Genomic DNA, 14476 nt, shown 5'->3' on the forward strand with positions numbered 1-14476 from the left:
TCCGACTCTAGATCAAAGAAGTAGAGCATGATGTCGTCCGAAAACCGCTTCATACTTTTCGGCATCATGCTCTAAACGCCGGGAAACCATCCAAGCAAAGGTATCGAATGCCGAAGGAAGAAGTCCTCGAGTTTCCGGGTGTCGTCACGGAACTGCTGCCCAACGCCATGTTCCGGGTGAAACTCGAAAACGAACACGAAATCATAGCCCATACGGCCGGCCGCATGCGCAAGAACCGCATCCGCGTGCTGACCGGCGACAAGGTCCTGGTCGAGATGACGCCCTACGACCTGACCAAGGGCCGCATCACCTATCGTTTCAAGTAAGATCAAGGCCGACTGGTCCGCGATGAGCATTTTGCTGAAGCTGGTGCTTGCCTCGGGTTCGCCGCGCCGCATCGAACTCCTGCAGCAGGCCGGCATCGAACCGGACCGCATATTGCCTGCCGACATAGACGAGACGCCGCTGCGTGCCGAGCATCCGCGCTCGCTGGCCAAAAGGCTGTCGAAGGAAAAGGCCGAAAAGGCATTTGCCTCGCTGAAGTCGGAAACCGACTACGCGCCGGCCTTGGTGCTGGCCGCCGACACGGTGGTCGCTGTCGGGCGGCGCATCCTGCCCAAGGCCGAGACGCTCGACGATGCCGCCAACTGCCTCGGATTGCTGTCGGGGCGTTCGCACCGGGTCTATTCCGGCATCTGCCTGATCACGCCCGGCGGCAAACTGCGCCAGCGGCTGGTCGAGACGCGCGTGCGGTTCAAGCGGCTGCCGCGCGAGGAGATCGACGCCTATGTCGCGTCGGGAGAATGGCGCGGCAAGGCCGGCGGCTATGCCGTGCAGGGGCTTGCGGGCGCTTTCGTCGTCAAGCTGGTCGGCTCCTACACCAATGTCGTCGGCTTGCCGCTTTACGAGACCGTAGCCTTGCTTTCGGGCGAAGGCTTCAAGGTCCATCAAAACTGGTCCTCGGCGCGGCCATGAGCGCGGACGACAAGGTGACGCCGCTGCGGCCAAGGCGCCCCTGCCCCGAATGCGGCAAGCCTTCGGCGCGCGAGACCTACCCGTTCTGCTCCAAGCGCTGCAAGGACATCGACCTCAACCGCTGGCTGAAGGGCGCCTATGTCATCAAAGCCCGCGACGACGAGGAAGAACCCGACGCCGACGAGCCGAAATAAGCTAAGAGCGACGCTTGGTCAGGCGGCTTCAGTCTTGCGGCTCACGCGTGCCCAGGCCGGCAGCCAGTCGCCGTGGGCGGCAAGAAGCTCGTCCACCAGTGACCATATCTGGTCGAGATCGAGCTCGGCTGCCGTGTGCGGATCCATCATCGCCGCATGGTAGACGTGTTCCCGGTTCTCGCTCGTCAGCGCCCGCACCGTCAGTTCCTGCACGTTGATGTTGGTGCGGATCAGCGCCGTCAATTGCGGCGGCAGGTCGCCGATGTAAGTCGGCTGGATGCCGGAGGCGTCGACCAGGCACGGCACCTCGGCGGCGCACTCGCGGGGCAGCGAGGTGATGCAGCCATTGTTGCGAACATTGCCGTAGATCACCGACGGCTCGCCGGTCCAGACCGAATTCATGATCAAGGAGGCATATTCCTTCGACTGCTCGACCTCGATGCGCTCGGCCGAACGATAGGCTTCCGCCTGTCCCTGCCAACGCTCGATCTGCTCGATGCAGCGCTTGGGATATTCATCCAGCGGGATACCGTATTTCTCGATCAGGTCGGGACGGCCGCTCTTGATGAAATAGGGCGTGTATTCGGCGAAATGTTCGGAGCTTTCGGTGACGAAATAGCCGAGCCGGGTCAGCATCTCGTAACGCACCTTGTTGGGGCAGCGCGGATTCCAGCCGGGCTTGGGCGCGCGGCCATCGCGATAGGCGCGCAGGAGATCCGGGTAGAGGTCGCGGTAGGAGCCGTCGGCCTGGCGGTGCTCGAACTTCAGGTAGAAGGCCATGTGGTTGATGCCGGCGGAGCGATAGCGGATGTCCTCGTAGGGAAGATCGAGATCGTGCGCCAGTTCCATCGCGGTGCCCTGCACCGAGTGGCAGAGGCCGACCTGCCTGATCTCTGGATATTTCTCCGATATCGCCCAGGTGTTGATCGCCATCGGGTTGACGTATTGCAGCATGATCGCCTCGGGGCAGACGGCGAGCATGTCCTCGCAGATCTTCCACAGATGCGGCACGGTCCTCAGGCCTCGCATGATGCCGCCGACGCCGAGCGTGTCGGCTATGGTCTGGCGCAGGCCATATTTCTTCGGCACTTCAAAGTCGGTGACGGTGCAGGGCTCGTAGCCGCCGATCTGGAAGGCGACGACGACGAAATCGGCACCGGCCAGCGCCTTGCGCTGGTCGGAATAGGTCTCCGCTTTCGCCTTCACGCCGAGCGTCGCGATCAGCTTGTTGACGACGACGGCACTCTCTTCCAGCCGCTGCGGATCGATGTCCATCAGCGCGATCGTCGCGCCCGAAAGCGCCGGCCGCTGCAGCACGTCGCCGACGATGTTCTTCATGAACACGGTCGAGCCGGCGCCGATGAAAGTGATCCTGGGATTTCTTGCCACGCTAACCTCCGGCATGTGTTCAGGCCACGTCGAAAGCGGCCCGGACGAGCCGTTCGGTGTAGGCGGTCTTGGGATTGGTGAGGACCTCGTCGACAGGTCCCTGTTCGACGATCTTGCCGTGCTGCATGACGATGACGCGGTGACACAGAGCGCGCACCACCTTGAGATCGTGCGAGATGAAAAGATAACTCAGGCCGCGCTCGTCCTGCAGCCTGCGCAAGAGATCGATGATCTGCGCCTGGACGGAGAGGTCCAGCGCCGATGTCGGCTCATCGAGCAGGATGAATTCCGGTTCCAATGCAATGGCGCGCGCAATCGCGATGCGCTGCCGCTGTCCGCCGGAGAACTCGTGCGGAAATCGCGAAAGGATGTCGCCCGGCATGCCGGCGCTGACCAGCGCCTCGCGCACCCGCTCGACCCGCTCGCGCCGCGTCGCCCCGATGCCGTTGACGATCAGCCCTTCCTCGATGATCTGCCCGATCGTCATGCGCGGGTTGAGCGAGGAGAACGGATCCTGGAAGACGACCTGCATGCGCGATCGCAGCGGCCGCATCTCGGCCCGTGACAGCCCATGGATCGGCTGGCCGTCGAAACGGATCTCGCCGCGCTTGGCATCGATCAACCTGAGCAGGCACTGGCCGAATGTGGTCTTGCCGGAGCCGGATTCGCCGACCAGTCCCAGTGTTTCGTGGCGGCAAAGCTTGAGACCGAGATCGTCGACGGCGACCAGCTCGCGCCAGTCGGGTTTGAGGAAGGTGCCGTGACGCAGCATGAAGCAGACGCGCACCCCGTTCGCTTCGAGGATGGTGCCGGAGCCCTCCGGCAGCGGTTGTGGCCGCCCGCGCGGTTCGGAGGCGAGCAGTCGTTGCGTATAGGGATGCTGGGGATCGGAGAACAGACGTTCGGTGACGTTATGCTCCCGCATCTCGCCATGCTGCATGACATAGACGTAGTCGGAGAATTTGCGCACGACCGTGAGGTCATGGGTGATCAGGATCACCGCCATGCGCAGCTCTTTCTGCAGATTGCGGATCAGGTTCAGGATCTGTGCCTGGACGGTGACGTCGAGCGCCGTCGTCGGTTCGTCGGCGATCAGCACGTCGGGATCGTTGGCCAGCGCCATGGCGATCATCACGCGCTGGCGCTGGCCGCCCGAGAGCTGATGCGGATATTGCTTGAGCCGCGCGACGGGATCCGGGATCTGGACATGCTGCAGGAGTTCGAGCGCCCGTGCCCAGGCTTGCCGCCGGCCGACCTTGCGATGAACCCTGATCGCCTCGACGATCTGGCTGCCGATCGTATAGATCGGATTGAGCGAGCTCATCGGCTCCTGGAAGATCATCGAGATGCGGTTGCCGCGCAGCTTGCGCCGGGCGCTTTCGGGGAACTTCAGGATGTTCTGCCCATCATAACAGACGGTCGATCTCGGCGACACGGTGGCGCGCCGGGACAGCAATCCCATGACGGTGCGCGCCGTCACCGATTTGCCGGAACCGGATTCGCCGACGATGGCGATCGTCTCGCCGCGATAGAGCTGGAACGAGACGTCCTTGACCGCCTCGACCGTGCCGTGCTCGACCTTGAAGACGACCTCGATGTTGCGGGCATCGATGACGGGTTCTCCCTGGCGTCCGTCATGGTCGTGCCGGACGGAAGGTGCGAAAGGTTCGGCGAGCGCGAGCGTCATCCCAACCACCTCAATAAGGATCGACGGCGTCGCGCAGCCCGTCGCCCAGCGCGTTGAAGGCAAAGACGGTGACCAGCACGAAACCGACCGGCGACAGGATCCACGGATAGGTGCCGATGACGGAGTAGGTCGCGGTGTCCTGCAGCATCAGCCCCCACGAGATCAGCGGCGGCTTCACCGCGAAGCCGAGGAACCCGAGGAAGGATTCGAGCAGCACCACGGTGGGGATCGCCAGCGTCACCGCGACGATCACATGGCTCATCACATTGGGGAAGATGTGCTGCATGATGATGCGCCGGTCGGTGGCACCGACCGCCATGGCGGCGCGTACGTATTCAATGCGCGCAAGCGCCAGCGTCTTGCCGCGCACCTCGCGCGACATCTGCGCCCAGCCCAGCGCCGACATCACGATGATGACGAAGGCGAGGAAGACGTTGGTGGGCGCGGTGACCGGGATCAGCGTCGTCAGCGCCAGATAGAGCGGCAGCTGCGGGAAGGCCAGCACGAGTTCGACGAAGCGCTGCATCCAGACATCGAACCGACCGCCGAAATAGCCGGAAGCCATGCCGACCGTAGTGCCGATGACGGTGATGATGAAGACCACCGTCAGCGCGATCATCAGCGAGACTCGCGAGCCGTGGATGGCGCGCGAGAGCACGTCGCGTCCAAACTTGTCGGTGCCGAGGAAATGCACCGGCTGGCCGTCCATCGAGCCGAAGAAATGCCGGTTCGCCGCAATGAGCCCGAAGAGCCTGTAGGGCGCACCCTCGACGAAGAAGCCGAGCAGTCTTGGATGATCATAGTCGGGGCCGACGATGGGCTGGAAGGTGACCGGATCGAGATCCGCCGAATCCGCCAGCGCATAGACCCTGGGCCGGGCGACGAAATCGCCGTCCCGGTCGTGGAAAGCAGGCAGTTGCGGCGGCGCGAAGGCGACATCGGTCACCTTCGGGTCCATCGGCGCCAGGACCTCGGCGAACACCGCCATGAGGATCAGCAGCACGACGAGCCAGAACCCCGCCATGCCGGTCCAGGAGCGCTTCAGCCGGCGCCAGACGAGCGCGGTGTAGCTCTCGTTGCCGCGCGCGGGTCTCTCGACGGGTCCTTCGGCCGGCAGCGGCGGTGGCGATGTATCGCGGGCTAGCATCTAGCTCTCCCCGAACTGGCGCACGCGCGGATCGAGCAGGACCAGCAACATGTCGGCGATGATGTTGCCGACGATCAGCGTCGCCGACAGCACCATCATGAAAGTGGCGGTGACATAGACGTCGCCGACCGCCATCGAGCCGACGATCGCCGGGCCGACGGTCGGCAGCGCGAAGATGATCGCCGTCTCGATTTCGCCGGTCAGCATGTAAGGCAGCACCACGCCCTGATACATGACCAGCGGATGCAGTGCATTGGGCACGGCGTGGCGCATGACGACGGCGCTGCCGGTCAGCCCCTTGGCTCTGGCCGTCTCGACATATTGCGCATTCAGCGTGTCGAGCAGATTGCCGCGCATGACGCGCATGTTGTAGGCGAGCCCGCCGAAGGTGGCGATCGCGACCACCGGCCAGACATGCTTGACCAGATCGACGAACTTGGCCCACGACCATGGCGCACCGCCATATTGCGGCGAGAAGAAGCTGCCTATCTCCGAGACGTTGAACTGGAAGACCAGGAGATAGACGATGATCAGCGCCATCAGGAAGCGCGGCACCGTCATGCCGAGGAAGGAGATGGCCGAAAGTGTCGAGTCGATCCAGGTGTATTGCCGGGTCGCCGCCCATATGCCGAAGGTGATGCCGAGCACCGAGGCGAGCAGATGGCACACAAGCGCCAGGATGAGGGTGCGCGGCAGGCGCTCGCCCACAACGTCGGCCACCGGCTTGTTGTAGTAGAGACTGTAGCCGAAATCGCCGCGGGTGACGATGCCGCCGATCCAGTTGAGATACTGGACGGGCAGCGGCTTATCGAGGCCATGTTCGACCCGGTAGGCGTTGGCCTGCGCGTCGGCTTCGGCGAAGGAGGCGCCGCCCTGGTTGATCAGCTGCGAGCGGATGTAGTCGGCATAGTCGCCGGGCGGCGCCTGGATGATGGCGAAGGTGACGAGGCTCAGTATGGCAAGGACCGGGATTGCCGACGCTATGCGCATGAGCAGAAATCGCAGCATGGACGGTCCGCTTCCTCGTCTTGCCGATCGCGTCCTTTTGGTGCGTTCGGAGGTTGCCTTTGTCCGGCCGCGCCAGCGGCGCGGCCGGAGGTCTCAGTCAGGGGAGGTAAACTTACATCGGGCCCTTGTCTCCAGGCTTGCCGGGCAGCTCTTCCGGGAACAATTCGTATTTCGCCTGCTTGTCGGCCGCCACGAAGACCCGTTCTCGAATGATCGAATCCTCTGCCCAGTTGAACATGTAGATCGGCGTGCCCTTTGGAACGTTGGAGAAGCGCTTATTGACGATCAGCGCACCGGGATATTCCGTCAGGCCGACATTGTAGACGTGCTCCGTCGAAATCTTCTGGAAGTCTCTCATCAGGGCGGCGCGCTGGTCATTGTCCTCAGACGTGACAAATTTGTTGACGATGTCGACGAGGTCCTTCTCGAAAGGCATCAGGTCGACCTCGCCGCTTTCAGGTGCGCGGTGATCCCAGCTGGTCTTGGGGCCGACGGGAGCGAGCTGCACGGTGTTCTGTACGACGGAGGTCAGCTCCTGGTCGTTGCGCCGGATCAGCCAGTCGAAACGCCCGGAATATTGCGAGGCATCGCGCTGGGTGCCGTTGAGACCGTTGAGCACGATCCGCAGCCCGAGTTTCTCCATCTGCGCGACGACGCCTTCGGCGAGGCTCTTGTCGGTGCCGTAGTCATTGTTGACCAGCATGACGATCTCGACATTCTTGCCGCCGGCCGTGCCGGCCGGGAAGTTCACGAAACCGTCGCCATCGATATCCTTGAGTCCGGCCTTGGCGAGTTCGGCCTTGGCGCCCTCGAGGTCGAAGGGATAGTAGACCGTCGACTTGCGGTCATAGAAGCTGGTGCCGGAGGACAAGCCACCGGGGTAGATGGCGGTGAACGGCCCCTTGACCAGGGAGTTGCCCAGCGCCTTGCGGTCGAGCGCCATGGTAACCGCCTTGCGGAAATCCTCATTGCGGTTTAGCTCGCGAATCGCCTGACCGCGCTCGTCCGGGTTGCCCCAGCCATTAGCGGAAAAATTGAGGCGCAGATTATAGCCGATCAGCCGTGGACCGAACGCCAGGCGTGCAGGCGCATTCGCCTCCGCGGCCCGCTTCAGCGAGGCGACGAAGTTCTCCGGCTGCTCCAGATTGGAGAAATCGCCCGAGCCGGCCACCGCCTGGACATCGCGGTCGGCCCAGGTGGACAGCTTGTAATGTAATTCGTTGAGGTAGGGCAGCTGATTGCCCTTCTCATCGACCTTCCAATAATAGGGATTGCGGCGCATGACGATGATGTCGTCTGGCCGGTATTCAACCGGCACCCAGGCGCCCATGACCGGCATGTTCATATATTCCGGCGGGAAGGCGTTCTTGAACTGGTCGTAGGTGTTCTTCGAATATTTCGGATGCTGCGGCTTCAATAGGTGCGCGGGGCCAGGACAGAAAGTGCCGTAGGCCATCGCGTAGAGATACTGTTTCGGGAAGGCTTCCTTGAAGGTCCACTCGACGGTGTAGTCGTCGATCTTCTTCAGCGTGGTGCCGACGCCGAAGGTTTCCTCGGTGGCGCCGTTGAGCGGCGAGACGTTCGGGTCGACGACCTCGTCCTCCCAGTAGAACATGACGTCGTCTGAGTTGAAGGGCGCGCCGTCGGACCATTTGGCACCCTCGACGAGGTGCATGGTGAGCTTGTGGCCATCCGCCGACCAGTCCCAGCTTTTGGCGAGGTTGGGCAGCGGTTCGGTGTCCTTGGCCTCGACCTGGAACAGCGGCGCGGTGCGCGTCAGGCATTCGGACAGGCCGATATCGATGCCGCCCCATCCCTGCGTCTGACCGGCGCCGTAGTTCCAGCCTTCCGGCCGCCCGCCGATAACGTGGCGCATTGTATCGCCGTAGACGCCGATGCCATCAGGCATGTTGCCCGTCTTGAAAACCAAGGGCTCCTTCGGCAGCCTGTCTTTCACCGGCGGCAGCTTGCCGGCCTTGACGTATTTCTCGGTCACCCAGTCCGGCTCGTGATAGTCGGGCAGCGCCTTGAACTCCAGGATGGAGTCGCGCGGCACATAAGTGATCTTGCCTTCGGCCGGAAACGCCGCCGGTACCGGCGGGACCGTCGGCTCGGAGGCGAAAGCGTTAAGCGCCGGGACGGAGACGCCCAGCGCCAGTCCCGCGACCATGCCAATGCTGCGTAGGTTCCTCATTGTCTCCTCCCTCGTGTTCTGACGTTTGTTTTGCTGCTGCTCGTCTTCTGCCCGGACGGCGACCGCGGCGGACCTGTCTCCCGCAGGCCCGTCGCCGCCACCTGGGTTTTCAGCCGGCCTGCTTCAGCGCGGCCTTTTCGGCGCGCAACTCCTCGATCGAGCGGACGCTGCGCCAAGCGGCGCCCGCCCATTCGCGGGTCTTGACCCTGGATTTCGACAACCTCTCTTTTGCCGCCGGAACGGCGTGCGCATATTGCGGCAGCCAGGCGGCTTCAGCGACGACCATTTCGTCGACCATCTGCCAGACCTCCTCCGGTGTCGATACCGCACCAACCAGCGGGTCATGCAGCACGGCAAGCTTGAGCAGGTCGATGTCGCCGGATATGGCGGCATGCACCGACATGCGCTGGACATTGATCGAGGATATGCAGGTCGCGGCACATGCTTCCGGCAAGGTGATGCCGGCCGCCATGTTGATGCCGAAGCGGTCGACGAAGCCGGGCGATTCGACGATGGCGTCCTGCGGCAAATTGGTGATGACACCGTCATTCTTGACGTTGAAGTGGCCGCGATAGACGCGGTTGGTCTCCAGCGCCTCCAAGATGTGGCTGGCATGCTCGTTGGAGCGTTTTGACGGATCGATCGGCTTCGACGCCGCTTCGAGGAATTGCGGATATTCCGTCTCGAACCAGTTGCGGGTCTCGGTGGAATAACGGAGATAGCCGCCCGTCTCGCCATGGATCCAGTCGGACATGTCGATCCAGCGGGTGATCTCGTCCGGGCGCTTGCGGTACCAGGGAAGATACTCGGACAAATGGCCGTTGCTTTCGGTCGAATAGACGCCGAAGCGCTTCAACACGTCTATGCGCAGCTTTTCCTGCCTGGAATAGACCGGGTGAGCCTCGAAGGCGGCGACCAGCTCGTCCTTGCCGATTTCGCGCCCGTTCAGGCGCAACTCGATGAACCAGGTCTGGTGGTTTATGCCGGAACAGACATAGTCGAGCTCCCGAGGTGACTTCGCGCCCAGTACCTCGGCGATCTGCTCGGCGCCGTGCTGGACCCCGTGGCACAGCCCGACCGTGTCGACCTTGCCGTACTCGATCGCCGCCCAGGTGTTCATCGCCATCGGGTTGGCATAGTTGAGGAATTTCGCATCGGTCTCGGCGACATCGCGTATATCCTTGCAGAAATCGAGGATCACCGGGATGTTGCGCTGGCCATAGAGGATGCCGCCGGCGCAGATCGTGTCACCGACGCATTGGTCGATGCCGTATTTCAGGGGGATCCTGATATCGTCGGCATAGGCTTCGAGGCCACCGACCCGCACACAGCTGATGACATAACGTGCGCCCTCGAGCGCCTTGCGGCGGTCCGTCGTCGCCGTCACCGTGGTCGGCAATTTGTTGGCCTCGACGATCCGGTCGAGGATCGCTTTGATCATCTGGAGATTGTGTTCGCTGACATCGGTCAGCGCGAATTCGATGCCCTTGAATTCCGGCACGCACAATATGTCGGTGAACAGTTTTTTGGTGAAGCCGACGCTGCCGGCGCCGATAATAGCGATTTTGAAACTCATCACCTTCACCTCGATCCGATCGAATGCTAGGCAAGGAGCAGTAAGGGAGGATATGGCCACACGCCAAGGTGCGCGTGCCAATCGAGCCGAATTCCGGCTTTTTTCCTCCCGCCCGCTCCTCGACCGCGGGTTCTTCACGTTCTTCGAGGATGGATTATGCGCTTATTCGCGAGCACGGCCAGAGAAGGATTATGCTTTCAAGGGTAATTTTGTGCTGCGGGATCTGATCGCCAACGGACAGTCGATGCGTACGATCTCGCTGCCGCGCGGTCGCCAGCGCCTGCATGCCATGCCGACGAGCACCGGCTACGAAGTGCGCGAAGGCGAAATCTATGATTGGGACGGGCGCAAGCGCGGCCAGACGCCATTCACCGTGCTCCAGCACACGATCAACGGAAGCGGCCGGCTTCGCTATGAGAACCGCGACTATCGCCTGCAGCAGAACGACACGCTGCTGGTGCTGGTGCCGCACAACCATCGTTACTGGCTGGCCAAGGACGAGCGCTGGGAATATTTCTGGATCTCGATGAATGGCGAGGAGGCGCTGCGCATCCACAAATCCATCCTCGACGTCTCGGGTCCCGTGTTCCGGCTGCAGCCGGAGACGATCGATCACCTCGCCCATTGCAGCCTGCGTCTCATCAACGGGGCCGCTGCGCCGGGGGCGGCTTCTGCGATCGCCTACGAGGCGGCGATGGCGCTCTACGACGATGTCTTCGGCTCACATGCCTTTGCCGAGAAGCAGAGCGCCATGCAGCCGGTCATCGACCACATCAACGCCAATCTCGACAGGCCGCTGCCGGTAGCGGACCTCGTGGCGATCAGCGGCCTCAGCCGGGCGCACTTCTCGCGCTGCTTCGCCGAGAGCGAAGGCATCCCGCCCGCGGAGTTCGTGCTGCAGCAGCGGCTGCAACGCGCCGCCAAGCTTTTGACCAAGGCTGACTTCCTGCCGGTGAAGGAAGTCGCCATCCTGTGCGGCTTCGAGGACGCGAACTATTTCTCGAAGGTCTTCCGCCGCTGTTACGGCATTAGCCCGGGCCAGTTCCGCACCACCGGCATGTATGCCAGCATGAGGGTTCCGGCCAGGCGCGACATCAGGGTGTCCGACGACGAGACCTGACCCCGTAGCCGTCCAGCGCAGCCTTGCATGACATGCACTACGCCGCTTGCCGGCTGCCGCCGTCCAGCCATTGGAGATCGGCAGGTGAAAGCGCGATGTCCAGGGCGCGCAAGCTGTCGTCCAGTTCGCCCAGCGTGCGCGGGCCGATCAACGGCACCGATGGGAAAGGCTGGTTGAGCACATAGGCGAGCGCAACATGGATCGGGCTCTTGCCCAGCCGCGCGGCAAGTTCGATCGCCCGGTCGCGGCGGCCGAAATTGCGCTCCGAGTACCAGACCCGCACCAGTTCTTCATTGTCGCGCCGGTCGCGCCCGGCGCGTTCGGTGAAGAAGCCGCGCCCTTGGCTCGACCAGGCGAAATTCGGCATCTGCCGGGCGGTCAGCCAGGCCTTCCAGTCATCGGTGGAGGAGGTCACGCAACCGGCCCAGATCGGCTCCAGCATTTCAGCCAGCGAGAAGTTGTTGGAGAGCGCGCCGGGCTTTTGCTTGCCGGTGCGCTCGGCATAGGCGATCGCCTCGTCCATGCGCTGCATCGTCCAGTTCGAGCCGCCGAACGGGCCACGGATGCGGCCTGCCTTGACCTCGCGGTCCATCGCATCGACGAATTCTCCGACGGGCACGTCCGGATTGTCGCGATGCATGAAATAGATATCGACATGGTCGGTCTGCAGACGGTCGAGCGACTGGACGAGCTGCTTGCCGATCACGTCGGGATAGCAAAGCGGCGAATGTGCCCCCTTGGCGATGACCACCGACTGCTCGCGAACGCCACGGTTCTTCAGCCATTGCCCAAGCAGCGTCTCGGTGTAGCCGCCGCCATAGACATAGCCGGTGTCGAACAAATTGCCGCCAGCCTCGAAGAAGGCATCGAGCAGGATCGAACCCGAGGAGAAAGTGCGGAAATCCTCGAAACCGAGCGCCACGATCGAGGCCGGCTTCGACAGGCCCGGAATGGCGCGTTTGGCGATCGCCGTGCCGCCGGGGCGCAAGGGCCGGCCGGAGATGGTGTTGGTGCGCAGCGGGGCCTTTTCGATCTCGTATTCCAGCCCCACGGCCGCGCGCCATCTGTCGAGCACGCGCAGTGTGCCGAGGCTGTCGGCCCAGGCCATGCCCGGCCAGGCGAATTCCTGCCGCCCGGAGAGGATGGCGTCGCCGGCGGCGTCGACCTCGAAGGAATAGACGTGACGCTTTTCGTTCACGCTGATGGTTTCGCGCACGCCGTCCGCGCCGATCACATCGATCCGGCCGAGGCCGACATCGCGGTCGCCGCCGGCGAACCAGAAATCCGGCACTTCGATGCGGCCCCTGGTGCCGAAAATCCTGAGCACATTGTCCTGGTTGAGGGAGATGCTGCAGGAGACCTCGGCGACGATGCCGCCCGGGAAATGCAGCAGCGCGGAGGCCCATTCGTCGACGCCGGACTGGCCAAGATGGGCAACGCCGGTCACCTTGTCCGGCTCGAGGAACGGCTTGCCGGCCGCGGCGCCGGCAATCAGCCGCGCCATCGAGACGGGATAGCCGCCGACGTCCAGGATGCCGCCGCCGGCGAGGTCGTTGGCATAAAGCCGGTGCTGCGGCATGAAATCAGGCATGGCAAAACCGAAGCTCGACTTGATCATCCTGATCTCGCCGATGACGCTGGATTTGATCAGTTCCACCAGCTTCAGCGTCTGCGGGTGCAGCCGGTACATGAAGGCCTCGCCGAGAAAGGTGCCGGCCTTGCGCGCCGCATGCATCATGGCGTCGGCCTCGAAGGCGGTCAGCGCCAGCGGCTTTTCGCACAGCACATGCTTTCCCGCGTCCGCCGCCCGGATCGCCCATTGCGCGTGGCCCGGGTGCGGGACCGAAATGTAGATCGCGTCGATTTCCGCGTCAGTGAGCAATGCTTCGTAGCCCTCGAGAATGCGCGCGCCGGGAAAGCTCTGCGCCAAACTCGGCTTGCCCGGATCGCGCGCACCGATGGCGACCAGCTTTCCGTTGCGGGAGCCGGCGACGCCGCCGGCGAAGGCCTTGGCGATGCTGCCCGGGCCGAGAATGCCCCAGCGGATGGGCGTGGTTGCAGTCATTGTCATTCTCCTTGCGGGATGGGAAAGGGCAGCCGATCAGCGCAGCCGCAGCCCTTTTTCGTCGAACAGGTAGGATTTGCGGATGGATACGATGATCTCTGATGTCTCGGGGACCTTGGCCGCGTCGCGCTGGATCACCACGTCCTCGCCATTGGCCGTTCTGGCGTAGAGAAAGCTCGTACCGCCCAGGTGCTCGACCACATCGATGGTGACGGCAAGATCGGCGTCGCCTTCTCCGGCGCTGCCAAAATGTTCGGGTCGCACGCCAACGATGACCTTGCTGCCGATTGCGGACGCGGCGCCCTTCAACGGCTGCGTGATGCGGGTCTTCTCCTGGCCAGCGAGTTCCACCACGACGCCGCGCGCATCGCAGCCGACGACGCGGCCCTTGATGAAATTCATCTTCGGCGAGCCGACGAAACCGGCCACGAACTGATTGTCGGGATTGTCATAAAGATCGAGCGGGCGGCCGATCTGCTCGACATGGCCGCCGCGCAGCACGACGATCCGGTCGGCGAGCGTCATCGCCTCGGTCTGGTCGTGCGTGACATAGACCATGGTGGTGCCGAGCTCCTTGTGCAGGCGCGAGATCTCGACCCGCATCTGGACGCGCAGTTCGGCGTCGAGGTTGGACAGCGGCTCGTCGAACAGGAACACCTGCGGCTCGCGCACGATGGCGCGGCCGATGGCAACGCGCTGGCGCTGGCCGCCGGAGAGTTTCTTCGGACGGCGCTCCATCAATTCGCTGATGCGCAGGATCTCGGCCGCCCGTTTCACCCTGCGGTCGGTGTCGGCCTTCGGATTGCCGGTCATACGCAGGCCGAAGGAAAGGTTCTGTTCGACGCTCATATGCGGATAGAGCGCGTAGGACTGGAAGACCATGGCGATGCCGCGGTCGGCCGGCTCGACGTCGTTCACCACCTTGCCGCCAATGGCGATCTCGCCATCGCTGATATCCTCCAGTCCGGCGATCATCCTGAGCAGCGTGGACTTGCCGCAGCCAGACGGGCCGACGAACACGACGAACTCGCCATCCCTGATGTCGATGTTGGCGCCATGGACGACCTCGAAAACGCCGAAGCGCTTGACGACATTCGTGAGCGTGACGGTTGCCATGCCTA

At 63.2% G+C, this 14476-nt stretch carries 12 protein-coding genes; 4 read left to right on the forward strand and 8 right to left on the reverse strand.

The genetic code is table 11. The annotated features are described in order from the left end of the window. Positions 1 to 107 precede the first annotated feature (107 nt). From infA to yacG, 3 genes are read left to right on the forward strand one after another with little or no spacing between them, the layout of a single operon-like run. Positions 108 to 326 carry a translation initiation factor IF-1 gene (infA, locus tag FJ973_RS27755; protein WP_006200926.1) on the forward strand — a complete coding sequence of 73 codons (219 nt, stop codon included), beginning with the start codon at positions 108 to 110 and terminating at the stop codon, positions 324 to 326. 22 nt (positions 327 to 348) lie between these two features. Further along, positions 349 to 975, forward strand: coding sequence for a Maf-like protein (locus tag FJ973_RS27760; protein WP_140501039.1), 627 nt, complete (start codon positions 349 to 351; stop codon positions 973 to 975). Beyond that, positions 972 to 1169 (forward strand): DNA gyrase inhibitor YacG, encoded by a 198-nt coding sequence (gene yacG, locus FJ973_RS27765; protein ID WP_140501037.1) that lies wholly within the window; start codon positions 972 to 974, stop codon positions 1167 to 1169. Before FJ973_RS27760 ends, yacG begins: the two co-directional genes overlap by 4 nt. 18 nt (positions 1170 to 1187) lie before the next feature. Here the strand turns inward: yacG and FJ973_RS27770 are convergent, their stop codons facing one another. The 6 genes from FJ973_RS27770 to FJ973_RS27795 all read right to left on the reverse strand — a co-directional run bounded on the left by FJ973_RS27770 (position 1188) and on the right by FJ973_RS27795 (position 10170). Then, positions 1188 to 2558 (reverse strand): alpha-glucosidase/alpha-galactosidase, encoded by a 1371-nt coding sequence (locus tag FJ973_RS27770; RefSeq protein WP_140558592.1) that lies wholly within the window; start codon positions 2556 to 2558, stop codon positions 1188 to 1190. 19 nt (positions 2559 to 2577) lie between these two features. After that, positions 2578 to 4245 (reverse strand): ABC transporter ATP-binding protein, encoded by a 1668-nt coding sequence (locus FJ973_RS27775; protein ID WP_140558593.1) that lies wholly within the window; start codon positions 4243 to 4245, stop codon positions 2578 to 2580. Positions 4246 to 4255: 10 nt separating this feature from the next. Then, a complete protein-coding gene (locus FJ973_RS27780; RefSeq protein ID WP_140558595.1) occupies positions 4256 to 5392 on the reverse strand; it encodes an ABC transporter permease in 1137 nt (378 codons plus the stop codon). Continuing rightward, positions 5393 to 6400 (reverse strand): ABC transporter permease, encoded by a 1008-nt coding sequence (locus tag FJ973_RS27785; RefSeq protein ID WP_140558596.1) that lies wholly within the window; start codon positions 6398 to 6400, stop codon positions 5393 to 5395. It lies immediately after the preceding gene. Between the two features lie 112 nt (positions 6401 to 6512). After that, complete coding sequence (locus FJ973_RS27790; RefSeq protein ID WP_140558598.1) at positions 6513 to 8594, reverse strand: ABC transporter substrate-binding protein; 2082 nt, start codon at positions 8592 to 8594, stop codon at positions 6513 to 6515. A 109-nt stretch (positions 8595 to 8703) separates the two neighbouring features. Next, on the reverse strand, positions 8704 to 10170 hold the full coding sequence (locus FJ973_RS27795; protein ID WP_140558599.1) for an alpha-glucosidase/alpha-galactosidase: 1467 nt from the start codon (positions 10168 to 10170) through the stop codon (positions 8704 to 8706). 244 nt (positions 10171 to 10414) lie between these two features. Between FJ973_RS27795 and FJ973_RS27800 the strand changes: the two genes are divergently transcribed. Next, on the forward strand, positions 10415 to 11290 hold the full coding sequence (locus tag FJ973_RS27800) for an AraC family transcriptional regulator (RefSeq protein ID WP_140558629.1): 876 nt from the start codon (positions 10415 to 10417) through the stop codon (positions 11288 to 11290). Positions 11291 to 11327: 37 nt separating this feature from the next. Here FJ973_RS27800 and FJ973_RS27805 read toward each other — a convergent pair whose 3' ends face one another. Further along, entirely contained in the window at positions 11328 to 13355 is a 2028-nt protein-coding gene (locus FJ973_RS27805; RefSeq protein WP_140558601.1) for an aldo/keto reductase, read from the reverse strand. 36 nt (positions 13356 to 13391) lie between these two features. Next, positions 13392 to 14471, reverse strand: a complete 1080-nt coding sequence (gene ugpC / locus FJ973_RS27810) for a sn-glycerol-3-phosphate ABC transporter ATP-binding protein UgpC (protein WP_140525553.1) — start codon at positions 14469 to 14471, stop codon at positions 13392 to 13394. Positions 14472 to 14476 lie beyond the last annotated feature (5 nt).

Source organism: Mesorhizobium sp. B2-1-3 (genome assembly GCF_006442495.1).
Classification (GTDB): Bacteria; Pseudomonadota; Alphaproteobacteria; order Rhizobiales; family Rhizobiaceae; genus Mesorhizobium.